The 22,104-nt window shown below is 71.8% G+C and carries 17 protein-coding genes and 2 pseudogenes; 13 read left to right on the top strand and 6 right to left on the bottom strand.

Translation table 11 applies throughout. The annotated features are described in order from the left end of the window. Positions 1-8 precede the first annotated feature (8 nt). Positions 9-1,076: an App1 family protein phosphatidate phosphatase gene (locus AC3A3H_RS14445; RefSeq protein ID WP_487615239.1), complete on the bottom strand. Its 1,068-nt coding sequence runs from the start codon at positions 1,074-1,076 to the stop codon at positions 9-11. A 202-nt stretch (positions 1,077-1,278) separates the two neighbouring features. Here AC3A3H_RS14445 and AC3A3H_RS14440 point away from each other — a divergent pair, with 202 nt between their 5' ends. The 5 genes from AC3A3H_RS14440 (at position 1,279) to AC3A3H_RS14420 (ending at position 5,482) form a co-directional block, all read left to right on the top strand. Next, on the top strand, positions 1,279-1,938 hold the full coding sequence (locus tag AC3A3H_RS14440) for a TetR/AcrR family transcriptional regulator (RefSeq protein ID WP_487615238.1): 660 nt from the start codon (positions 1,279-1,281) through the stop codon (positions 1,936-1,938). Between the two features lie 190 nt (positions 1,939-2,128). Further along, positions 2,129-3,040 (top strand): ABC transporter ATP-binding protein, encoded by a 912-nt coding sequence (locus tag AC3A3H_RS14435; protein WP_487615237.1) that lies wholly within the window; start codon positions 2,129-2,131, stop codon positions 3,038-3,040. Beyond that, positions 3,037-3,726, top strand: coding sequence for an ABC transporter permease (locus AC3A3H_RS14430; protein WP_487615236.1), 690 nt, complete (start codon positions 3,037-3,039; stop codon positions 3,724-3,726). The genes AC3A3H_RS14435 and AC3A3H_RS14430 overlap by 4 nt, the downstream gene beginning before the upstream one ends. Continuing rightward, positions 3,723-4,463 carry an ABC transporter permease gene (locus AC3A3H_RS14425; RefSeq protein ID WP_487615235.1) on the top strand — a complete coding sequence of 247 codons (741 nt, stop codon included), beginning with the start codon at positions 3,723-3,725 and terminating at the stop codon, positions 4,461-4,463. Before AC3A3H_RS14430 ends, AC3A3H_RS14425 begins: the two co-directional genes overlap by 4 nt. Before the next feature lie 80 nt (positions 4,464-4,543). Next, complete coding sequence (locus tag AC3A3H_RS14420) at positions 4,544-5,482, top strand: ABC transporter substrate-binding protein (protein WP_487615234.1); 939 nt, start codon at positions 4,544-4,546, stop codon at positions 5,480-5,482. A 25-nt stretch (positions 5,483-5,507) separates the two neighbouring features. Here the strand turns inward: AC3A3H_RS14420 and AC3A3H_RS14415 are convergent. The 4 genes and pseudogenes from AC3A3H_RS14415 to AC3A3H_RS14400 all read right to left on the bottom strand — a co-directional run bounded on the left by AC3A3H_RS14415 (position 5,508) and on the right by AC3A3H_RS14400 (position 8,133). Beyond that, positions 5,508-6,183, bottom strand: a pseudogene (locus AC3A3H_RS14415) (DedA family protein). Further along, the gene (locus AC3A3H_RS14410) at positions 6,180-6,770 is read right to left on the bottom strand and encodes a TetR/AcrR family transcriptional regulator (protein ID WP_487615233.1); all 591 of its coding nucleotides are present in this window, start codon (positions 6,768-6,770) and stop codon (positions 6,180-6,182) included. Before AC3A3H_RS14410 ends, AC3A3H_RS14415 begins: the two are co-directional and overlap by 4 nt. Positions 6,771-6,820: 50 nt before the next feature. Further along, positions 6,821-7,762 (bottom strand): M56 family metallopeptidase, encoded by a 942-nt coding sequence (locus AC3A3H_RS14405; RefSeq protein ID WP_487615232.1) that lies wholly within the window; start codon positions 7,760-7,762, stop codon positions 6,821-6,823. A gap of 5 nt (positions 7,763-7,767) precedes the next feature. Beyond that, positions 7,768-8,133, bottom strand: a complete 366-nt coding sequence (locus tag AC3A3H_RS14400; protein ID WP_487615231.1) for a BlaI/MecI/CopY family transcriptional regulator — start codon at positions 8,131-8,133, stop codon at positions 7,768-7,770. Between the two features lie 96 nt (positions 8,134-8,229). Between AC3A3H_RS14400 and AC3A3H_RS14395 the strand changes: the two genes are divergently transcribed. Genes AC3A3H_RS14395 through cydC form a run of 4 tightly spaced genes read left to right on the top strand, consistent with a single transcriptional unit; the run spans position 8,230 to position 14,040 of the window. Continuing rightward, entirely contained in the window at positions 8,230-9,642 is a 1,413-nt protein-coding gene (locus AC3A3H_RS14395) for a cytochrome ubiquinol oxidase subunit I (protein WP_487615230.1), read from the top strand. A 10-nt stretch (positions 9,643-9,652) separates the two neighbouring features. After that, a complete protein-coding gene (gene cydB / locus AC3A3H_RS14390; RefSeq protein ID WP_487615229.1) occupies positions 9,653-10,687 on the top strand; it encodes a cytochrome d ubiquinol oxidase subunit II in 1,035 nt (344 codons plus the stop codon). Position 10,688: 1 nt separating this feature from the next. After that, entirely contained in the window at positions 10,689-12,314 is a 1,626-nt protein-coding gene (gene cydD / locus AC3A3H_RS14385; protein ID WP_487615228.1) for a thiol reductant ABC exporter subunit CydD, read from the top strand. After that, complete coding sequence (gene cydC / locus AC3A3H_RS14380) at positions 12,301-14,040, top strand: thiol reductant ABC exporter subunit CydC (protein WP_487615227.1); 1,740 nt, start codon at positions 12,301-12,303, stop codon at positions 14,038-14,040. The genes cydD and cydC overlap by 14 nt, the downstream gene beginning before the upstream one ends. 7 nt (positions 14,041-14,047) lie before the next feature. Here cydC and AC3A3H_RS14375 read toward each other — a convergent pair whose 3' ends face one another. After that, on the bottom strand, positions 14,048-14,851 hold the full coding sequence (locus tag AC3A3H_RS14375) for an aminotransferase class IV (protein ID WP_487615226.1): 804 nt from the start codon (positions 14,849-14,851) through the stop codon (positions 14,048-14,050). Between the two features lie 60 nt (positions 14,852-14,911). Here AC3A3H_RS14375 and AC3A3H_RS14370 point away from each other — a divergent pair, with 60 nt between their 5' ends. The 4 genes and pseudogenes from AC3A3H_RS14370 to AC3A3H_RS14355 form a co-directional block, all read left to right on the top strand. Beyond that, positions 14,912-16,300 (top strand): anthranilate synthase component I family protein, encoded by a 1,389-nt coding sequence (locus AC3A3H_RS14370; protein WP_487615225.1) that lies wholly within the window; start codon positions 14,912-14,914, stop codon positions 16,298-16,300. Between the two features lie 83 nt (positions 16,301-16,383). After that, positions 16,384-18,972: a leucine--tRNA ligase gene (gene leuS / locus AC3A3H_RS14365; protein WP_487615224.1), complete on the top strand. Its 2,589-nt coding sequence runs from the start codon at positions 16,384-16,386 to the stop codon at positions 18,970-18,972. Positions 18,973-19,084: 112 nt separating this feature from the next. Further along, positions 19,085-19,723 (top strand): helix-hairpin-helix domain-containing protein, encoded by a 639-nt coding sequence (locus AC3A3H_RS14360; RefSeq protein WP_487615223.1) that lies wholly within the window; start codon positions 19,085-19,087, stop codon positions 19,721-19,723. Beyond that, positions 19,723-21,753, top strand: a pseudogene (locus AC3A3H_RS14355) (ComEC/Rec2 family competence protein); the annotation flags it as partial. The gene AC3A3H_RS14360 and the pseudogene AC3A3H_RS14355, both read left to right, overlap by 1 nt. Between the last annotated feature and the right edge of the window lie 351 nt (positions 21,754-22,104).

Genomic DNA, 22,104 nt, shown 5'->3' with positions numbered 1-22,104 from the left:
TCGGTGGTTCAGGGCAGGAGCCCGAGCTCCTTGAGCTGGTCGCTCAGTCCGGCGCCGTCCGGCGCGTAGACCCACGGGGCGCCGGAGAGCTCGCTGTGCTTCTCGGCCTTCGAGCGGCCGCCGGCCAGGACGGCCTCCCCGCTGGAGAGCTGCCGGATGGCGACGCCCGCCACGTTGCCGGGGTGCGCCGTGGAGAACTCGCCGTAGAGCGCCTCGTCGTGCTGTCCGTCGTCGCCGATGAGCAGCCACTTCAGCCCGGGGAACTCCTCGGCCAGCCGGGCGAGGCTGGTGCGTTTGTGCTCGCGGCCGGACCGGAAGAACCGGTCGTGGGTCGGACCCCAGTCTGTGAGCAGCAGCGGCCCGGCGGGGAAGAGGTTGCGCGAGAGGAAGCGGGTGAGAGTGGGTGCGACGTTCCAGGCGCCCGTGGAGAGGTAGACGACCGGGGCGCCGGGGTTCGCGCTGGCGAGCCGTTCGAGCAGCACGGACATCCCGGGCGTCGGCACGCGGGCGTGCTCGTCCAGGACGAACGTGTTCCAGGCGGCGAGAAGGGGCCGGGGGAGCGCCGTCACCATGACCGTGTCATCCACGTCGGAGATGATTCCGAAGGTGGCCTTGGGATCCACGATGTAGACCGGCGCCTCGAACACCCGGGCGGACTCCGGGGTCGTCAGCCGGACGGTGTGCCAGCCGGGCGTCAGCTGCACCGGCAGGACCGTGTCGATGACGCCGCCGCGATCCGGGCGCACCTCGTGGTGCGCGCCGTCGACCTCCACCGTGACGGTGACGTCGCCGACCGGCACGCTGACGAACGAGCGCCAGCCGCGGATGGACTCCTCGCGCTTGCGGTGCTTGCGCTCGGCGCGGCTGCCCGGCCGCGGCTCCTTCGCCAGCACGACCCGGCCGAGGATGCGCACCCAGGTCGGCGAGCCGTAGCCGGTGTACGGCACGACGGTCGCCAGGAAGCCGCGCTTCCGCGCACGGCGGGCGCGGAACTCGTGGAACGCGTCCTCGACACGCGCTGCGCGGTGCATGATCGGTTCGACGCCCGCGCTGCGCTTGGCTGGGGTTGCAGTCATAGAGTTACCAGTTTCTCATGGCGCACGGGGCGGCTCGGACCCAGTCCCCAGATCTGGGGTGAGGATTCTTCGGTGTGTCGGAGGAATTTCCCCAGCAAAGGTGAGATTTCCACAATATGATCCGATTATCGCGACGGGAGGACCGTCGCCGGGCTGGGGACCCGCACGCGTATCGTGGAAAACGGAAAAAGGAGTCGCCCTCGTGCCCATCAACGATCTGGTCGCCGGACAGAACACCGCCGGAGCGCCGCTCGTGCGGACGGAGCCGATCCAGGAGCGCAGCGCCGCCCGGATCGACGCCCTCCTCGACGCCGCCGCGGAGGTGGTGGACGAGATCGGATTCGACCGGCTGACGACCGCCATGGTCGCCGAACGTGCCGGCGCGTCCATCGGAACCGTCTACCGGTATTTCCCCGACCGCATCGTCCTGCTCCAGGCGCTGCGCGACCGCGCGGTGCTGCGCTACCGCCATTCGGTGGTCGCCGCCATCCACGCCGAGAGCCCTGAGCACTGGTGGAACGCCGTGGAGTGCGCGATCGACGCCTTCGTCGCCATGTTCCGCACCGAGCCGGGCTTCCGGATCATCCGGTTCACCGACGCCGAGCGCTCCGGCCTGCCGGGCGAGGAGGAGCCGGAGCGGACCGTGTCGTTCGCGTCGCAGTTCGCGGCGATCCTGTCCGAGGAGTACGGCCTGCCTGCGGGCGAAGACCTGGCGTTCCGGCTGGAGATCGTCGTGGAGATCATGGATGGCCTGATCAACCGGGCCTTCCTGGACGACCCGATGGGCGACCCCCGCTACATCGACGAGGCGCGCGTCGTCGCCCGCGAGTACCTGGAGCGACGGTACGACCCGAAGAGCTGAGGCTCTTCGGGAATGTCGGGGGTATGGGACAGGGTTGTCTCATGGTGCCTGGGCTCGCCGCCACAAACAGACTCAATCCGTTGCAACTGCGTAACACGCGATTGCATTGGGATCGAAACGCTGTTTGGGTGGGTTCGATGGCTCTGCACACCGTGACCACCCCGCACCGCCGACCGAGAGCTGAGGACCGATGATCGAGTTCAGCTCGGTGACGAAGCGCTTCCCCGACGGGACGGTCGCGGTCGACGACTTCTCGTTGGTGATCCCATCCCGCAAGATCACCGTGCTGGTCGGTTCGTCCGGCAGCGGCAAGACCACGATCCTGCGCATGGTGAACCGCATGGTCGACCCGACGAGCGGAACCGTCGCCATCGACGGCGAGGACGTGCAGAGCCTGAAGCCCGTGCACCTGCGCAGGCGCATCGGCTACGTCATGCAGAACTCCGGGCTGCTGCCGCACCGCAAGGTGGTCGACAACATCGCCACCGTGCCGCTGCTCACCGGCGTGAAGAAGAAGGCCGCCCACGAGCGCGCGCTCGAGCTCATGGACACGGTCGGGCTGGAGCGTTCGCTCGCCGACAAGTACCCGAGCCAGCTCTCGGGAGGCCAGCAGCAGCGCGTCGGTGTGGCCCGCGGTCTCGCGGTCGACCCGAACATCCTGCTGATGGACGAGCCGTTCGGAGCCGTCGACCCGATCGTGCGCGACGACCTCCAGAACGAGCTGCTGCGGCTGCAGCGCGAGCTCGGCAAGACGGTGTTGTTCGTGACCCACGACATCGACGAGGCGTTCCGGCTGGGGGATCAGGTGGTGATCTTCCGCAAGGGCGGGATCGTCGCGCAGAAGGGCACCCCCGCCGAGATCCTCTCGCGCCCGGCCGACGACTTCGTGGCGTCGTTCGTGGGCGCCGACCGGGGCAAGCGCGCCCTGCACATCGAACGGACCGAGACCGGTTCCGTGCTCGTCGACAGCGAGGGGCGCCCAGCGGGCGTCCTCAGCGACGAGCGCCTCCCATCCGAAGATTCAAAGGCCGCGACGGTGTCCGTCGCGGGTGGTGCGGACGCCGTAACGCAGGGTGGCGCCCCTCCACGGCTTCCGCAGTGAACTTCCTGCTGTCCAACCTCGGTCAGGTCTGGGCCCTCACCATCTCCCACGTGTGGCTGAGCGCCATCCCGATCGTGGTCGGGTTCGCGGTGTCGCTGCCGATCGGCTGGGTGGCCAACCGCTACAAGGTGAGCCGGCCGGTGCTGCTGACGATCGGCGGCATCCTGTACGCGATCCCGTCGCTGCCGCTCTTCTTCGCGATGCCGGCGCTGATCGGCACCAAGATCCTCGATCCGGTCAACGTGGTGGTCGCCCTGAGCATCTACGCCGTGGCGCTGCTCGTGCGCACGACCGCGGACGCGCTCGCGTCGGTGCCGGGTGACGTCGTCCAGTCGGCGACGGCGATCGGCTTCTCGAGCTGGCGGCGGTTCTGGACCGTCGAGCTGCCGCTCGCCGGACCCGTGCTGCTCGCCGGACTCCGGGTCGTCTCCGTCTCGACCGTCAGCCTGGTGAGCGTCGGGGCGCTGCTGGGCGTGCCGAACCTCGGCCAGCTGTTCACGGACGGGCTCAATCGGTCCTACCCCGAGGAGGTCGCGGTCGGCATCATCCTGATCATGGTCGTGGCGCTCGTCTTCGATCTGGTGCTGGTGCTTCTCGGCCGGCTCCTGCTGCCCTGGTCGCGCCTCGACTCGAGCACCCGGCGGATTCGCCGGTCCGCGACGATGAAGGCGGTGACCGGCGCATGACCGATTTCGTGGCGGCCTTCGGCTGGCTCTTCGACCCCGTCAACTGGGCAGGGCCGGGCGGCATCCCGGCGCGAACCGGCGAGCACATCGTCTACACGCTGCTGACCCTCCTGCTGGCCGGCGCGATCGCGCTGCCGATCGGCTTCCTGATCGGCCACACCGGCCGGCTGCGCGGCCTCGCGATCGGCGTCTCCGGCGCCCTGCGAGCGCTGCCGACGCTGGGCCTCGTGGTCTACCTCGCGCTCATCATGGCGAACATCTCGATCGTGCCCCCGCTGATCGCGCTGACCATCCTCGCGATCCCGCCGCTCCTCGCGGGCGCGTACTCCGGGCTGGAGTCGGTGAACCGCAGCACGATCGACGCCGCCCGCGCGGTCGGGATGACCGAGTGGCAGATCTTCGCGAAGGTGGAGCTGCCGCTCTCGCTGCCGCTGGTGATCGGCGGCCTGCGCTCCGGCGCCCTCCAGGTGATCGCGACCTGGACCGTGGCGGCCATCCTGCCGGTGGGCGGGCTCGGCCGGTTCCTGTTCGACGGCCTGGCCGTGCAGAACTATCCCGAGATGCTCGGCGGCTCGATCATCGTCGTGCTGCTGGCGCTCGTGTCGGACGGGCTCTTCGCGCTCACGCAGAAGCTGGTCGTCCCGCGCGGCGTCGTCGCAGGCAAGGTCGGCGCCGAGGAGGCGAAGGAGCCCACGCGCGCCTTCGGCATCACCGTGCCCGGGCGGCAGACCCTCTGAACCCCGGGACCCACTGACCCACAGACCCACTGACCCACTGACTCACCAAGACCCATCGCACACAGAAGAGAGAGAATCACATGTTCGGATCCAAGAAGGGCCGCATCGCGGCCGGTGTGCTCGCCGCGGGGGCGCTTCTCGCCCTCAGCGCGTGCTCGTCCGGCGGCGGCGGCGCATTCAGCACCAGCAGCAGCGGCGGCTCCTCGTCGGGCGACACCGTGACCATCGGCTCCGCCGCCTTCGGCGAGTCCGAGATCCTGATGCAGATCTACGGCCAGGCCCTGGCCGCCAACGGCGTCAAGGTCGCCTACAAGCCGAGCATCGGCCAGCGCGACGTCTACCTGAAGGCGCTGCAGGACGGCTCGATCGACCTGATCCCGGAGTACTCCGGCAACCTGCTGCAGTTCTACGACAAGAACAGCACCGCCTCGTCGAGCGAGGACGTCTACGCCGCGCTCAACGACGCGCTGCCCAAGGGCTTCGAGGTGCTCGACCAGGCCAAGGCGCAGGACGCCGACGCCTACAACGTCACCAAGGAGTTCTCGGACAAGTACGGCGTCACCAGCCTGGAGGACCTCAAGAAGGTCACCGTGCCGCTGACCGTGGGCGCGAACCCCGAGTTCGGCACCCGGCCGTACGGCATCCCGGGCCTCAAGTCGGCGTACGGGGTGACGGCGACGCTCAAGCCGATCAGCGACTCGGGCGGACCGCTCACCGTCGCCGCCCTCAAGAACGGCGACGTGCAGCTGGCCGACATCTACACGACCACCCCGGCCATCAAGGACAACGGGTTCGTCGTGCTGAAGGACCCGAAGAACCTGATCGCCGCGCAGAACATCCTGCCACTGATCAACACCAAGAAGGCCTCGGACAAGGTCAAGTCGGTGCTCGACAAGGTCTCGGCCGAGCTGACCACGGACGACCTGATCACCATGAACAGCGAGAACCAGGGCGACAGCAAGACCCAGCCCGACGCTGTGGCGAAGAAGTGGCTCCAGGAGCACCCGATCAAGGGATAGCGCTCCGATGGGGAGGGCGACCTCCTCAGGACTCCGCGTGCGGCGGCTCGGGCGACCGGGCCGCCGCATCCATGTGTGCGGACTCCCGCTTGTTGAGCACCTTCTTGACCACCACCACCGCGACGATGAACACGGCGATCACGGCGACGAACGCGTAGCCGGCCCAGTGCAGCTCCCGCGACAGCTCGCGGTAGCTCCCCGCCGCGAGCGAGCCGACGCTGACGTATGCGAAGGCCCAGATCACGCAGGCCGGCGCCGTCCACGCCATGAACGTGCGGTAGCGCATCGGGCTCATCCCCACGGTGAGCGGGATGAGCGAGTGCAGCACCGGCAGGAAGCGGGAGAGGAACACCGCAACGCCGCCACGGGTGGCGAGGTAGTTCTCGGCGCGGTCGAAGTTCCGCTGTCCGAGCCGCACTCCGAGGCGGCTCGCCCGGATCCGCGGGCCGAAGTAGCGGCCGAGCGCGAAGCCCAGCGACTCGCCGCACAGCGCGCCGACGACGACCACTGCGACCAGCGCCGCGTACTCGACCGGGGCTCGCGACGCCGGTCGACGCGACCAGGACGACCGTGTCGCCCGGCACGATCAACCCGATGAGGATGGACGTCTCCAGCAGGATCGCGACCCCCGCCAGCAGCGTGCGGAGCACGGGGTCGACCGACTGGACGAGGTCCAGGATCCAGGTGAGCGCGTCGTTCACGTGGCCGCCGGGATCCGGATCAGCGACCAGTAGGCCTCGATCGCGTCGGCCATGTCGGCGGACGGGTCGAGCAGCCACTGCACCTGCATGCCGTCGGCGACCGCCACGGCGAGCCGCGCGAGCGTGCGCGGATCGGCCCCGTCGCGCACCCGGCCGGCCGCCTGCTCCGAGCGGATGTAGCCCTCCAGGCCCGCGACGATCTGGTCGTAGCGCGACACGAAGTAGTCGTGACCGGGGTGGTCGGGGTCGGCCGCCTCCGCGGAGATGGTCGCGTAGAGCTGGACGAGACCCGGCACCTCGGCGTTGTGCCGCACGATGCCGACCAGACCGCCGAACGGCTCCGTCCAGTCCGTGCCGAGCCCGCCGCCCGCCGAGTCGACCTCGTCGCGCTTGCGCAGCACCTCCGCGAACAGCTCCTCCTTCGACGAGAAGTGGTGCAGGAGGCCGGCTTGGCTGAGCCCGACGGACTCCGCGATCTCGCGCAGCGACGCCTTGCGGTAGCCCTTCTCGGCGAACACCTCCAGGGCGCGCGCGAGGATCTCCTCGCGTTTGGCGATTCCCTTGGCGTATCCCCGCTTCTCCGGCATGGTTCCAGGCTAGCGGGCGGCGGCTGGGCGGGTCGTCAGCGGGACGGCCGTCAGCTGGTCAGCACGAGCACCGGCGGCACCACCACGAGCAGGGCGGCGGCGACCACCACCAGGAGCCGCAACCCCGGCCCGACCGTGCAGCGGCCGGAGGTGAGCCGCTCCTCGCGCGCCAGCAGGGCCGACCGGCGCTGCTCCGGCGTGCGCGGGTCCTTCGGTGCGCCGAGGGCGGCGCCCGCGGAGCCGGTGGAGTCCACGATGCGGATGGCGTCGGCCAGCACCGCGTCGCCCGACGCCCGGCGGGCGGTGTCGTCGGCGAGCATCTCCACCAGGAGCGCGACCGCGTCCTGTGCGCGCGTCGCGATCGGGAACCACGGCAGCGCGCGCTTCCACGACCGGAAGGCGTCGAGCAGCAGGTGGTGCTTCTGGCGCAGGTGGGCGCGCTCGTGGGCGATGACGGCCTCCAGCTGCTCGGGGGTGAGCAGCTCGATCATCCCCTCGGACAGCACCGTGACGCTGCGGGCGCCCGGGAGGCAGTAGGCGGCGGGCGCGGGATGGTCGATGACCCGGGTGGCGGGCGCGTCGGGCAGTGGCGAGCTCAGCAGCCGGAGCAGCTCCATGTGCCGGTGGCGCTGCCGGCGGCTGCGGACCGAGGTGAGTGCGAGGTTCAGCAGCAGGTGGGCGGTGAGCAGCACCGCGGCGCTGAGGAAGAACGTGTGCAGTAGCGAGACGCCGGCGGGGAGGGGGCCGGTGAACAGCGTGGCGGCCGCGCCGGAGATCCGGCTCGCCAGGTCGTCGCCGAACGGCTCGAGCCCGGCGAGCAGCAGCGAGCCGATCATCGAGATGCCGCCCGCGAGCGCGATCGACTGCCAGAGCGCCAGCGCGAGGCCGGGCGCGGCCGGCGGCAACTTCGCGCGCGCGAGCAGCAGCGGCACCGGCCAGGCGAGGGCGACCGCCAGGACGCCGAGGAGGACGGCGGTCGAGTCGACGGGCATCCCGGTCAGCTGCGAGCGTCGAGCAGCCGACGCAGCATCGCCGCCTCGGACTCGTCGACCGAGCCGACGAAGTAGGCGAGGGCCTCGGTGCGGTCGGTGGAGGTCTCCAGCACTTCGCGCATCAGGTCGGCGACGTGGTTGGCGCGGCTGAGGCTGGCGAAGTAGAGGTGCGGGCGCGCGTCCCGGTCCCGGTCGACGAAGCCCTTCTGCTCCAGGCGCGAGAGCACGGTGAGCACGGTGGTGAGCGCCGGGGTCTTGCCGCCGTCGCGGCTCGCCGCTAGCTTGTCGCGCAGTTCGTTGGCGGTGATCGGGGCGTCGCCCGACCAGAGGGCGTCCATCACCGCCCGTTCGAGTTCTCCGAGATTCGCCACGGATCCAGAGTAGCGCGGCGAGGCTGTGAATGTTCTACACTCTGTAGAAGTAGTCTTCTACAAGCTGTAGAACAACGACCGGGAAGGGTGGGCTACGTGAACGAGATCCTCGATCCGCTGCTGCTGGCGCGCTGGCAGTTCGGACTGACGACGATTTACCACTTCCTCTTCGTTCCCCTCACCATCGGACTCGTCACGGTCGTCGCGATCTTCCAGACCGCCTGGTACCGCAGCGGCAAGGCGCACTACCTCCAGCTCACGCACTTCTTCGGCAAGCTCTTCCTGATCAACTTCGCGATGGGCGTGGTCACCGGCATCGTGCAGGAGTTCCAGTTCGGCATGAACTGGTCGAACTACTCCCGCTTCGTCGGCGACATATTCGGTGCGCCGCTCGCCCTGGAGGGCCTCCTGGCGTTCTTCCTGGAGGCCACCTTCATCGGGCTCTGGATCTTCGGCTGGGACAAGCTGCCGCGCGGCATCCACCTCGCGTGCATCTGGATCACCGCGGTCGGCTCCATCCTGTCGGCGTACTTCATCCTCGCGGCCAACGCCTTCATGCAGAACCCGGTCGGCTACACGCTGAACCACGCGCGCGGCCGGGCCGAGCTCACCGACCTCTGGGCGGTGCTGACGAACAAGGTCGCGCTGGCGGCGTTCCCGCACACGATCTTCGGCTGCTTCATGGTCTCGGCCGGCCTCATCATCTCGGTCGCCGCCTGGCACCTCTCGCGCAGCCGCAACCTGGAGACCATGCGCCCCGCGCTCAGGTTCGGGCTCTGGATGATGGTCGTCGCCGGCCTCGGCAGCGTCGTCAGCGGCGACCAGCTCGGCCTCGCCATGGTGCAGACCCAGCCGATGAAGATGGCTGCGGCCGAGGCGCTCTACAAGACCTCGACGGGAGCGGACGCCTCGTTCTCGATCTTCACCCTGGGCACACCGGACGGCGTCCACGAGCTGTTCTCGATCCGCATCCCGTACCTGCTGTCGTTCCTGTCGACGCACACCCTCAACGGGACCGTCGAGGGCATCAACGACCTCAACGCCCACTACCAGGAGCTCTTCGGCCCCGGCGACTACACCCCGATCATCTGGGTCACCTACTGGGCGTTCCGCTGGATGATCGGCCTCGGCCTCCTGCACGTCCTGGTCGCCGTCGTCGGCCTCTGGTTCACCCGCAAGGGCCGCACCCCACCCTGGGCGTGGATGTGGAAGGTCGCGATCTGGGCGATGCCGCTGTCGCTGCTGGCGATGATCGTCGGCTGGATCTTCACCGAGATGGGCCGGCAGCCCTGGCTCGTGTTCAGCCTCATGAAGACGCAGGACGGCGTCTCGCCCGGCACGACGGGGCTCGACGTCCTCATCTCGCTGATCGCCTTCACCGCGGTCTACGGCACGCTCGCCGTCGTCGAGTTCAAGCTCATCAAACGCGCGGCCCAGAAGGGACCGGCCCCCGTCGAGGAGCACCTCGACGAGGAGGGCAGGCACGTCCCGGTCGCCACGGTCTACTAGGAGCATCGACATGGATCTCGCAGTCCTCTGGTTCGGCATCATCGCCTTCTTCTTCATCGGCTACTTCGTGCTCGACGGGTTCGACTTCGGCGTCGGGATGTCGCTGCCGTTCCTCGGCAGGGACGAGACCGACCGCCGCGTGCTCATCAACACCATCGGCCCGGTCTGGGATCTCAACGAGACCTGGCTGATCGTCGGCGGCGCCGCCCTCTTCGCGGCGTTCCCGGAGTGGTACGCGACCCTGTTCAGCGGCTTCTACCTGGCGCTGCTGCTCATCCTGATCGCGCTCATCCTGCGCGGCGTCTCGTTCGAGTACCGGCACCAGCGGCCGGAGTCGCGCTGGAAGAAGTGGTTCGACGGGATGATCATCGTCGGGTCGGCCGTGCCGGCGCTGCTCTGGGGCGTGGCCTTCGCGAACATCGTCCAGGGGGTCGCGCTCGACCGCGGCTTCAACTACACGGGCACGCTGTTCGACCTGCTGAACGGTTACGCCCTGCTCGGCGGCCTCACCACGCTGCTGCTGTTCTTCACCCACGGCGTCGTCTTCGTGTCGCTCAAGACCGACGGCGAGATCCGGGTGCGGGCGCGGAAGCTGGCGGCGCGCTCCGGCGTCCTCACCATCGTGGTGGCGGCGGCCTTCCTGACCTGGACCGTTGTCGCGCACTTCTCGGTCGCGCTGCTCGTGATCGCGGCTCTGGCCGCGGTCGCCCTCGTACTGTCGTGGATCCTGAACCTGCGCGGAGCCGAGGGCTGGTCGTTCGGGTTCATGGCCGTGACGATCGCGCTGGCGGTGGTGTCGCTGTTCGTGGCGCTGTTCCCGAACGTGATGCCGTCGGTGCCGAACCCGCAGAACAGCCTGACCATCGCCAACGCGTCGAGCACCGACACCACCCTGTCGATCATGACCTGGGTCGCGGTGATCTTCCTGCCGCTGATCCTGGCCTACCAGGCGTTCACGTACTGGGTGTTCCGCAAGCGGGTCACCCGGGCGCACATCCCCGCGGAGCCGGCGGAGCCCGCCGACCCGGAACCCGTGGCCGCCTGACGTGCGCCCGCTCGATCCCCGCCTCCTCCGCTACGCGGCCGCGACCCGCGTCACCCTCGCGACGGGTGCGCTCGTCACGGTGCTGCAGACCGTGGCCGTGGTCGCGTTCGCCTGGCTGGTCACGCGGCTGGTGGTGCGGGCGATCGCCGGTGCGCCGTTCGCCGAGCTGAGCGCACTCTTCGCTGGGCTGGTGCTCGTCGTGCTGCTGCGCGGCGTGCTCCTCTGGCTGGCGGAGGCCGTGTCGGCGCGCGGCGGGGCGACGGTCGTCGCGCAGCTGCGGGAGCAGCTCGTCGACGCCTTCGCCCGGCTCGGCCCGCAGGGGCTCGCGGGCCGCAGCAGCACCGACCTGACCCTGGTCGCCGGGCGCGGGATGGACGCGCTCGACGGCTACTTCGCCAAGTACCTGCCGCAGCTCATCGGCACGGCGGTGGCGATGCCGCTGCTCGTGGTCGTGATCGGCTGGCAGGACCTGACCAGCGGCATCATCCTGGTCCTCACCCTCCCGCTCATCCCGGTGTTCATGGTGCTCGTCGGCTGGGCCACGCAGACGGCCCAGAACAAGCAGTGGGCGGCGCTGTCGACGCTGTCGCGCGGTTTCCTCGACGTGGTCGCCGGGCTCCCGACGCTCACCGTCTTCGGGCGCCAGCACCGGCAGGAGGCCCGCATCCGGCAGGTGAGCGAGGAGTACCGGGCGCGGACGATGAAGGTCCTGCGCATGTCGTTCCTCTCCGGCTTCGTGCTCGAACTGGCCGCCAGCCTGTCGGTGGCGCTCATCGCCGTGGCGATCGGGCTGCGCCTGCTCGGCGGCTCGCTCGACCTCTCGGTGGGGCTGTTCGTGCTGCTGCTGGCGCCCGAGGCGTTCCTGCCGCTGCGGAACGTCGGCGCGAGTTACCACGCGGCGACCGAGGGCATGGAGGCCGCCGCGAAGGCGTTCGAGGTGCTGGACGCCGCCCAGGACGTCGTGCCGGAGGTGCCCGGGCATTCCGCTGACGCCGGCCTGGCGTTCTCGGAGGTCACCGTGACCTACGACGGACGCGCCGTCGTCGGGCCGTTCACGGCAGTGGTGCTGCCAGGCACCCTCGCGGTGCTGAGCGCGCCGAGCGGGGCGGGCAAGTCGAGCCTGGTCGCCGCGGCGCTCGGATTCGCCGCCCACACCGGGACGATCGCCGCGGGCGGACGCACCGACACGGGAGGCCGGCGCGACGCGATCGCCTGGGCCGGTCAGCGTCCGGGGCTGCGCGCAGGGACGATCTCCGAGAACGTGGCGCTCGGCGACCCCGCACCCGACCCCGCCCTCGTCGTGGAGTCGTTGCGCGCGGCGGCCGCACCGGAACTGAACCCCGGCCTCCCGGTCGGTCCCGGCGGCGCCGGCCTGTCGGGCGGGCAGGCGCAGCGTGTCGCCGTCGCGCGGGCGCTGTACCGGCTGCGCGCGCGGTCGTGCCGGGTGCTCATCCTGGACGAGCCGACCTCCGCCCTCGACGCCGACACGGAGCGCGAGCTGCTGGCGTCGCTGCGCGCCCTCGCGGACGCGGGGACGGCGGTGCTGGTGGTCAGCCACCGGGAGGCGGTCGTCGCGGCCGCCGACGACGTGCTGGAACCGGGGGTGCTGACCGATGTCCGTCGCTAGCGAGGTCCGGGCCGAGGGCGGCCCCGCGACGACCGACCGGGCGCGGACGCGCCGCATCCTCCGGCTCGCCCTGCCGCCCGCGCGCCGGCTCTGGGCGGCCATCGCCCTCGGCGCACTGAGCGGAGGCAGCGCGGTCGCCCTGCTCGGCGTCTCGGCGTGGCTGATCACGCGCGCCGCCGAGCAGCCCGCGCTGATCTACATCTCCATGGCGGTGGTGGGCGTGCGGGCGTTCGCGCTCGGCCGCGCCTTCTTCCGCTACCTGGAACGGCTCGCCGGGCACGATGCGGCCTTCCGCCGGCTCGGCGACATCCGCGCTGACCTCTTCGCACGTCTGGTAGCGCTCAGCCCGGACGGCGTGGGGGCCGGCGACCGCCGGGACGATCGCGCCCACGGCGGCGAGCTGCTCTCCCGCCTGGCCGACGACGTGGACGAACTGCCGGACTTCGCGCTCCGCGTCGTCCAGCCGCTGGTGTCCGGCGGGGTGGTCGTCGTCGCGAGCTCGGTCGCCGCGTTCCTCCTGCTGCCGGCCGCGGGGGTCGTGCTGTTGCTGACGCTGGCTGCTGCCTTCGTCGTCGGCACGCTCGTCAACCGCTGGGCGGCCGGCGCGGCGGAGCGGCGGATCGCGCCGCTGCGGGCCGCGCTCGCGTCGGCGCTGCACGAACTGGTGACCGGGCTCGACCTCCTGATCGCGTTCGACGCGCTGCCGCAGGCACGCGAACGGGTGCGGACCGCGAGCGCCCGGCTCACCGCGGCGGTGCGAACGCGCGCGGCAGGGCTCGGGCTGACGGCCGGCGCGGTGTCGCTGCTGGCGGGCATCGCCACGGTCCTGGCCCTCGCGACCGGCATCCCGGCACTGGAGGGCGGCCACGTGGACGCCCCGACGCTCGCGGTCGTAGCGCTGCTCCCGCTGGCGGTGTTCGAGGTCTTCGGTACGCTCCCGTTGGCGTTCGGGGCGTGGCGGCGCGTGCGCGCGAGCGCGGAGCGGATCGCGGTCACGGTGTCCGAGGAGGTCCCCGCGGGGGTGCCGGTGGACGCGGCCGATGCGGCGGCGCTCACCGTGACCCGGGTGCCCGACCTCGACCTGCGGCTCCGCTCGGCCCGCTGGCCGGGCGAGGAGGACCCGGTGCTCCGAGACGTGCGCCTGCACCTGGCCGCGGGGGAGCGCGTGGTGCTGACCGGCCCCACCGGCGCGGGCAAGACCGCTCTCGCCCATATGTTGACACGATTCCTCGACCTCGACGGGTCGTACACGATCGACGGCGTCGACGTGCGCGACGTGCGTCAGGACGACGTGCGGCGCGTCGTCGGACTGGTCGAGCAGCGGCCCTACCTGTTCGACTCCGACCTCCGCCAGAACCTGCTGTTCGCGCACGACACCGCGACGGACGAGGAACTGCTCGCCGTGCTGGAGCGGGTCGGCCTCGCGGAGTGGGCGCGCGACCGGGGCGGCCTGGGCAGCCCGGTCGGCGAGCGGGGGGCCCTGGTCTCGGGAGGCCAGGCCCAGCGGATCGCGCTGGCACGGGCGCTGCTCGCAGGGTTCCCGGTGCTGGTCGTCGACGAGCCGACAGCGAACGTGGACGCGGCGGTCGCGGACCGGATCGTGCGCGACATCCTCACGACGGCCGCCGCCGACGGCCGCACGGTGCTGCTGATCTCGCACACGCCGATCCCGGACGCGCTGGTGACGCGGCGGCTCAGGATGCGGGCAGGCAAGCTCGTCCCTTGATCGCGCGTCAGCGGATCGGCCGCGCGAGCGCGCCGAACCGCGACCGCCACGCCGCGGTCCGCGCCGGGTCGTGTCCCAGCGCCGGCCCGTCCACCCACACCGTCACGTCCCGGATCCCGTGCAGCGCGTTGACCGCCCACAGCACCACACCGTCCAGCTCCGACGGCCGCGCCGTCTCCTCCTCGACGGGCACGCCGAGGGCAGCAGCGATCCCGCGCACCGTCCGCGCCGCGACGCTGTCCACGCGCGGCAGCTCGAACGGCGGGGCGCACAGCGTGTCGCCGCGCCACCACAGCAGCGCCGTGGTGGCGCCGTCCGAGACGCGGCCGCCGTCGAGGATGACGGCCTCCTGGGCGCCGACGCGCTGCGCGCCCTGCCGCAGCGCGTTCAGCCGGTCGATGTCCGGGCCTTTGAGGTGCGGCGTGCGCCGCGGGTCCGTCCCCGCGGTCGCCACCACCAGGTCGGTGCCCAGTGGCGGGGCCGTGCGCAGCCGGAAGCGGAGGCGCAGAGCGTCCCGCACGCGCACGAGCTCGAAGCGCGGGAACCAGCGGTCGTCCTCCGGCTTCAGCGAGGCACCGGGCAGCAGCGCGACACCGGCGTCCCAGAACGCGGCCAGTTCGGCCTCGTCGCGGAATCCCTGCTCCCGGGCGGTCTCCGCGAAGCGCGTGCGGTGCAGGCCGAGCGCCAGGGCCCGGCCCGAGGAGACCAGGAACGAGTCCGCAGCGAGGAGCTCGGTCTCCGCTACCTCGCAGTCGTCGCGGACGACGAGCGCGCCGGCGGCCCAGTCGTAGAGGGTGGCGGTCGTCTCCATCCGATCAGGCTAACCGAGACGCGGACTCGCGGACCCGGCCGGCTGGTGCAGACTGGGGCAGTGCGCCTCCCACCCCGTACGCAGCGACTGCACACCCCTGTCGACCCGGCCGACGCCTTCACGGCGCTGTTCCCGGACGGCGACGCCGTCTGGCTCGACAGCGGGACCGACGCGGAGAGCGGCCGCAGCTTCCTGGGCACGGGCACGCGGCTGGTGACGGCCTCGGTGGCCGATGGCACGGTGAGTATCGACGGCCGGGCGGCCGAGGGCGGCATCCTCGAGGCGCTGCGCGTCGCACCCGTGCCGCCGACGGAGACGCACGGCTTTCCGCTCGGCTGGATGGGCTGGCTGGGCTACGAGGCCGGGGCCGCGGCGCTCGGCGTCCCGTACACCGCGGATCCGGGGCTGGACGCGGCCTTCCTGTACGTCGACCGCCTCGTCGCCTTCGACCACTCGGACGGGTCGGCGAGCGTGGTCGACGCGACACCGGACGGCTCCTGGCTGCGCGGGGCTGTCGATGTGCTCGCCGGCGCGCGCGGGAGTGCGTCCCGCTACGAGGCGGCCCACCCGGTCCCGACCGGCGACCAGGGCGCCATCCCGCGCTGGCGGCACAGCGACGAGGACTACCTCGCCATGATCGGCTCCTGCCAGGACGCCATCCGTGCCGGCGACGCCTACCAGCTCTGCCTGACCAACACGGCGACGGCGCTCACCTCGGCCGACCCCCTCGCCGTGCACCTGCGGCTCCGCCGCCGCAGCCCCGCCCACCACGCCGGATTCCTGCGGATCGGCGGCGAGGCGCTGGTGAGTTCGTCGCCCGAGCAGTTCCTGCTGGTGACGCCCGACGGCCGGGTGCGCACCAAGCCGATCAAAGGCACCCGCCCGCGCGGCGCCACCCTCGCCGAGGACCTCCGCCTGCGCGCCGAGCTGGAGGCGAGCGAGAAGGAGCAGGCCGAGAACGTGATGATCGTGGACCTGATGCGCAACGACCTCGGGCGGGTGTGCGAGGTCGGCAGCGTCGGCGTCCGGCATCTCCTGGAGGTGGAGAGCTACGCGCAGGTCCACCAGCTCGTCAGCACGGTCGAGGGCCGGCTGCGGCCCGGCCTGACCGCCGTGGACGCCCTGGCCGCCGCCTTCCCGGCCGGATCCATGACCGGAGCGCCGAAGCTGTCCGCGATGCGCATCCTCGCGGGGCTGGAGGCCGGCCCGCGCGGCGTCTACTCCGGCTGCTTCGGCTCGCTGGCGGCGAACGGCTCCGCCGACGTCGCGATGGTGATCCGCAGCCTCCGGTTCCGCGACGGCGGCGTCACGATCGGCGCGGGCGGCGGCATCACCGCCCTCTCGGTGCCCGCCGAGGAACTCGACGAGGTGTACATCAAGGCCGCGGCGCTGTTCGAGGCCGCCGGCCTCCGGCCGCCCGGGAACGGACCGGACGCTTCGAACGTTTAGTAACCTGGAAGCTCGGGCCACGCGCCCGATGCCTTCTCGTCGCGATGCCCCTCCGGCCGCGGCGACATCCGAGAGAGAGTCCAGTGGCACACGAGCACGATGCAGCACCCGCGCCGGTCCGAGAGGCCGGTGCGCACTACGACTTCACCGAGATCCAGAACAAGTGGCTCCCGGTCTGGGACGAGCTGAAGCCGTTCTCCACGGCCGACCCCGACGACAAGCGCCCGCGCAAGTACGTGCTCGACATGTTCCCCTACCCGTCCGGCGACCTGCACATGGGCCACGCCGAGGCGTACGCGCTGGGCGACGTCATCGCGCGCTACTGGCGCCACCAGGGCTTCAACGTCCTGCACCCGATCGGCTGGGACTCCTTCGGCCTGCCCGCCGAGAACGCCGCGATCAAGCGCGGCCTCGACCCGGCCGGCTGGACGAACGACAACATCGCCCAGCAGAAGGCCAGCATGCGCCGGTACGCCCCCAGCTTCGACTGGGACCGCGTGCTGCAGACCAGCGACCCCGGCTACTACCGCTGGAACCAGTGGCTGTTCCTGAAGCTGCACGAGAAGGGCCTGGCGTACCGCAAGGCCTCCCAGGTCAACTGGTGCCCCTTCGACCAGACCGTGCTGGCGAACGAGCAGGTCGTGAACGGCCGCTGCGAACGCTGCGACAACCTGGTCACCAAGAAGAAGCTGACCCAGTGGTACTTCCGGATCACCGACTACGCCGACCGGCTGCTGGACGACCTGAACCAGCTGGAGGGCGCCTGGCCGTCCAAGGTGCTGTCGATGCAGCGCAACTGGATCGGCCGCTCCACCGGCGCCGACGTGCAGTTCGCGATCGAGGGACGCGAGGAGCCGGTGACGGTCTACACGACCCGTCCCGACACCCTGTACGGCGTCACCTTCATGGTCGTCGCGCCCGACTCCGACCTGGCCGCCGAGCTGGTCGCCGACGTGCGCCCGGAGGTCAAGGAGCGCTTCGACGAGTACCTGGAGGCCGTGCGCGGCACCACCGAGATGGACCGCCTGAGCAGCGACCGCGAGAAGACCGGCGTCTTCCTGGAGCGGCACGCCGTCAACCCGCTGACCGGCGAGCGCATCCCGATCTGGGCGGCGGACTACGTGCTGAGCGACTACGGACACGGCGCGATCATGGCCGTGCCCGCCCACGACCAGCGCGACCTGGACTTCGCGCGCGCCTTCGACCTGCCGGTGCGGATCGTGGTCGACACGACCCAGCCGGTCACTGGTGCGATCCCCGTCATCCAGACCGACCCCGAGACGGGCGAGCCGATCATGCCGGAGGACGCTCCGCTGGAGAACCCGGCCGAGACCGGTGTCGCGCTGACCGGCGAGGGCCGGCTGATCAACTCGGGGCCGTTCGACGGGCTGAGCAAGTCCAACGCGATCCGCCGGGTCACGGAGGCGCTGCAGGGCTCCGGCCTGGGCGCCCCCGCGAAGAACTTCCGCCTGCGCGACTGGCTGATCTCACGTCAGCGGTACTGGGGCACGCCGATCCCGATCATCCACTGCGAGCAGTGCGGCGAGGTGCAGGTCCCCGAGTCGGAGCTGCCGGTGCTGCTGCCGCCCGCGGACGGTCTGGACCTGCAGCCCAAGGGCACGAGCCCGCTGGGCGCGGCGAGCGACTGGGTCAACGTGGCCTGCCCGAACTGCGGCGGCCCGGCCCAGCGCGACACCGACACGATGGACACTTTCGTGGACAGCTCGTGGTACTTCCTGCGCTTCCTGAACCCGAACGACCCCACCCAGGCGTTCGACCCCAAGGAGGCCGAGAAGTGGGCGCCGGTCGACCAGTATGTCGGCGGCGTGACGCACGCCATCCTGCACCTGCTGTACGCCCGGTTCATCACGAAGGTGCTGTTCGACCAGGGCTCGATCAGCTTCACCGAGCCGTTCACGGCGCTGCTGAACCAGGGCCTGGTGCTGATGGACGGGTCCGCGATGAGCAAGTCGCGCGGCAACCTGGTGAAGCTGTCGGAGCAGCTCGACGAGCACGGTGTGGACGCCGTGCGCCTGACGATGGCGTTCGCCGGCCCGCCGGAGGACGACATCGACTGGGCGGACGTCTCGCCGTCGGGCAGTGCCAAGTTCCTCGCCAGGGCCTGGCGCGTGGCGCACGACGTCACGAGCGCCCCCAATGTGGTGTGGAAGACCGGCGACCCGGCGCTGCGCCGAGTCACCCACCGCTTCCTGGCCGACGCTCCCGGGCTGATCGAGGCGTTCAAGTTCAACGTCGTCGTCGCCCGGCTGATGGAGCTGGTCAACGCGACCCGCAAGGCGATCGACGGCGCCCCCGGCCCGGCCGACGCGGCAGTGCGGGAGGCCGCGGAGGTCACCGCGATGGCGCTGAACCTGTTCGCGCCGTACACCGCGGAGGACATGTGGGCGACCCTGGGCTACGAGCCCTCGGTCGCGCTGGTGCCGTGGCGCAAGCCCGACCCGACACTGCTGATCGAGGAGTCGGTGACCGCCGTCTTCCAGGTCGACGGCAAGGTGCGGGACCGCGTCGACGTGGCGCCCAAGATCAGCACGGACGACCTGGAGGCGCTGGCCCGCGGGTCGGAGGCCGTGGCCCGCTCGATCGGCGGCCGCGAGATCGTCAACGTGATCGTGCGGGCGCCGCGACTGGTGAACATCGCCACGCGCGGCTGAGTCTTCCTGTTCGCTGCGGCGGCGGTCCTCCACAGGAGGGCCGCCGCTGTCGTCTCTCCACTGATTCTCCGTCGCGCCCGTGTGCTTCGTTGCGCATTCGTAGCGTGAGGGGATGCGACATCGGGACGAGGAGACAGGGCACGCGCCGTCGCGCCGGCTGAAGGTGGGCGTGGGCGCGGCGACCGTGCTGCTGGTCGCCGCGTTCGTCGTCGCGGCGCTCGTTTCGGGGTTGAGCGGCGGGCGCGCGGTGCCGTTGACGGCGGCGACGGCGTCCGTCTCGTCTGCCTCGGGCGCGCCGACGACGGACACTCCGGCGGCTGCTGAGCTGTTCGTCCATGTCTCCGGAGCCGTCAACACACCGGGGTTGATCCGGCTGGCGCCCGGGACCCGTGTGGTGGACGCCGTGGAGGCCGCAGGCGGTCTCGCCGAGGGCGCCGACCCGGCGGGGGTGAACCTGGCTCGCCCGCTGCACGACGGGGAGCAGTTGCGGGTGCCGCTGGTCGGGGAGGTGGTGACGTCGGGCGATGCGGGCGGTCTCGACTCCGGCGATGCCGGGAGAGCGGCGCTCGACCTGAACACCGCGACGCCCGCCCAGCTCGAGACCCTGCCGCGCATCGGCCCGGCCCTGGCCCAGCGCATCGTCGACTGGCGCACATCGAACGGCCGTTTCGCGGCCGTGACCGACCTCCTCTCAGTGACGGGCATCGGCCAGAAACTCTTCGACGGACTCAAAGACCGGGTGACCGTCTGATGCCGGACCTCCGCCTGGCGATCCCCGCCGCCGCACTCTGGGTGTGCTGCGCCATCGGGGTGGGCGTCGTGACGTCGATGCCGTGGGTCGCGGCGAGTGCGGGGGTGGGAGCAGTGGTGGCGTTGGGGCTGGCGGGGTGGCTTCAGCGTAAGTCTGCTCGCCCGCGGGAGACCTGGCTCCGCCGCCAGCCCGCGCCGCGCTGGTGGGCCGCCACGGCCCTGTCCGCCGCGGCCGTTTCCCTCGGCGCGGCGTGCATCGCGACCGCAGCTCCGGCGCGGACCGACGCCACCCTCCAGGCGGCCGCCGAGAATCACGACCGCGTGGACGTCGCGCTGCGCGTGGAGAGCACCCCGAAGCGCACTGCAACGGGCCTCACCGACACGGAGCAGTGGCGGCTGCGGGGGACGACGGTGGACAGCGGCAGCAGGCCCGCCCCCGGCGGCGCTTCCACCATCCACGCGGGCGTCCCCGTCACCGTCATCCTCCCCGGCGACGCCCACGCCGTGCGCGCCCACGCCCTCGGTACGGTCATCGCCGCCACCGCCACAGTTCGCGCGAACGAGCCGGGCGAGGCGACCACCTACACCCTCTACAGCACCGCGGCGCCGACGGTCGCGGAGCCCCCGCCATGGTGGCTGGCCTGGCCCGGGCCCGTCCGCGCGGCCTTCGCTGACGCGTCCGCAGCGATGCCCGGCGACGGCGGCGACCTCCTGCCCGGCCTCGCGATCGGGGACGAGACCGCGGTCGGCGCCGACCTCGACACCGCCATGAAGGCGAGCGCCCTCAGCCATCTCACCGCGGTCTCCGGCGCCAACTGCGCGCTCGTGATCGGCCTGGTCTTCCTGCTCGCGCGCGCTGCCGGTCTCGGCCGGCGCAGCCGTCTCGTCGCGGCCGGCACCGCGCTCGCGGCCTTCGTCGTCCTGGTCGGCCCGGGCGCGAGCGTGATCCGCGCGGCGACCATGGCGGCGGTGGTGCTCGTCGGGCTCGCCCGCGGCCGTGTCGCAGACGGGCTCCCCGCGCTCGCCCTCGCGGTGATCGTGCTGCTGGTGCACGATCCGTGGCTCGCCCGCGACTACGGCTTCGCCCTGTCGGTGCTCGCGACAGCCGGACTGCTCGTGCTCGCCCGGCCGCTCGCGCAGCGGTTGAGCGCGTGGCTGCCACGCGGGCTCGCGCTCGCCCTGGCGGTGCCGCTCGCCGCGCAGCTCGCCTGCCAACCCGTGCTGATCCTGCTGAACCCGGCGCTCCCGCTGTTCGGCGTGCCGGCGAACCTGGTCGCGGAGCCCGCAGCGCCGGTCGCCACGGTGCTGGGCTGCCTCGCCTGCCTGGTACTGCCCTGGGCGCCGGCGCTCGGGCAGGTCGTCGTGTGGCTGGCCTGGCTCCCGTCGGCGTGGATCGCGGCCGTCGCGCGGTTCGCGGCGGGCCTCCCGGGTGCGGCGCTGCCGTGGCCGGAAGGCGTCGTCGGCGTCGCGCTGTGCGCGCTGGCCCTCGTCGCCGTCGGGCTGCTCGCGGTCCGGTCCCGGCTGCCGCGCGCGGTGGGCACGGCCGCGGCGGTCGCACTGCTCGGCGGGTCGACCGTCTACGCGGGCGCGCTCGGCGGGATCGGCGCCGGTGTCGCGCTGGGGAGGCCGGGGGATTGGCTCTACGCGGCGTGCGACGTCGGTCAGGGCGACGCCCTCCTGCTCCGCGACGGCGGACATGTCGGCCTGATCGACGTCGGCCGCCGGCCGGGGCCGCTCGTGGAATGCCTGGACACGCTGGGCGTCGACCGGCTCGACTGGGTGCTCCTGACGCACTTCGACGCCGACCACGCGGGCGGAGCCGAGGCGGTGGTCGGCCGGACCGAGCGCGCCATCGTCGGGCGGCCGGACCGTCCCGCCGATCATGCCCTCCTGGGCCGGCTGGCCGATGCCGGCATCGCCGTCGAGCACGCCCACGCGGGCGCCGCCGGCGCGTTGGGCGGGTTGCGCTGGCGGATCCTGTGGCCGCCGCCGCCCGGCCCGGGGGAGACCGTCCTGAGCGGGAACGCGGGCAGCCTCGTCGTCCAGGCCCACGGCGCGGGTGCCGACGCACTGTTCCTCGGCGACCTCGGCGAGGGTGAGCAGGAGCAGCTCCGCCACACCGCCGCGCTCGGCGTCGTGGACGTCGTGAAGGTCGCCCACCACGGATCCGCGGATCAGAGCGAAGCCCTGTACGACGGGCTCCGGGCCCGGGTCGGCCTGGTGTCGGTCGGCGACGACAACGGCTACGGTCACCCGACGACGCGCGCGCTCGATCTGCTGGCGCGATCGGGCACCGCCGTCGCGCGCACCGATCGCTCCGGGCTCCTGCTGGTCTCGGTGGGCGCGGACAGTCCGCGGCTCTGGGTGCAGCGTGCGGACCCC

Source organism: Leifsonia sp. Soil_N53, assembly GCF_057655165.1.
Note: the sequence above shows the minus strand (reverse complement) of the source record. Positions and strands in the feature narration are given on the sequence as shown.

Bases quoted from the DNA above. Each gene is read 5' to 3' on its own strand.
- AC3A3H_RS14445 (WP_487615239.1), bottom strand. From the start codon at position 1,076: ATGACTGCAACCCCAGCCAAGCGCAGCGCGGGCGTCGAACCGATCATG.
- AC3A3H_RS14435 (WP_487615237.1), top strand. From the start codon at position 2,129: ATGATCGAGTTCAGCTCGGTGACGAAGCGCTTCCCCGACGGGACGGTC.
- AC3A3H_RS14425 (WP_487615235.1), top strand. From the start codon at position 3,723: ATGACCGATTTCGTGGCGGCCTTCGGCTGGCTCTTCGACCCCGTCAAC.
- AC3A3H_RS14420 (WP_487615234.1), top strand. From the start codon at position 4,544: ATGTTCGGATCCAAGAAGGGCCGCATCGCGGCCGGTGTGCTCGCCGCG.
- AC3A3H_RS14410 (WP_487615233.1), bottom strand. From the start codon at position 6,770: ATGCCGGAGAAGCGGGGATACGCCAAGGGAATCGCCAAACGCGAGGAG.
- AC3A3H_RS14405 (WP_487615232.1), bottom strand. From the start codon at position 7,762: ATGCCCGTCGACTCGACCGCCGTCCTCCTCGGCGTCCTGGCGGTCGCC.
- cydB (WP_487615229.1), top strand. From the start codon at position 9,653: ATGGATCTCGCAGTCCTCTGGTTCGGCATCATCGCCTTCTTCTTCATC.
- cydC (WP_487615227.1), top strand. From the start codon at position 12,301: ATGTCCGTCGCTAGCGAGGTCCGGGCCGAGGGCGGCCCCGCGACGACC.
- AC3A3H_RS14375 (WP_487615226.1), bottom strand. From the start codon at position 14,851: ATGGAGACGACCGCCACCCTCTACGACTGGGCCGCCGGCGCGCTCGTC.
- AC3A3H_RS14360 (WP_487615223.1), top strand. From the start codon at position 19,085: ATGCGACATCGGGACGAGGAGACAGGGCACGCGCCGTCGCGCCGGCTG.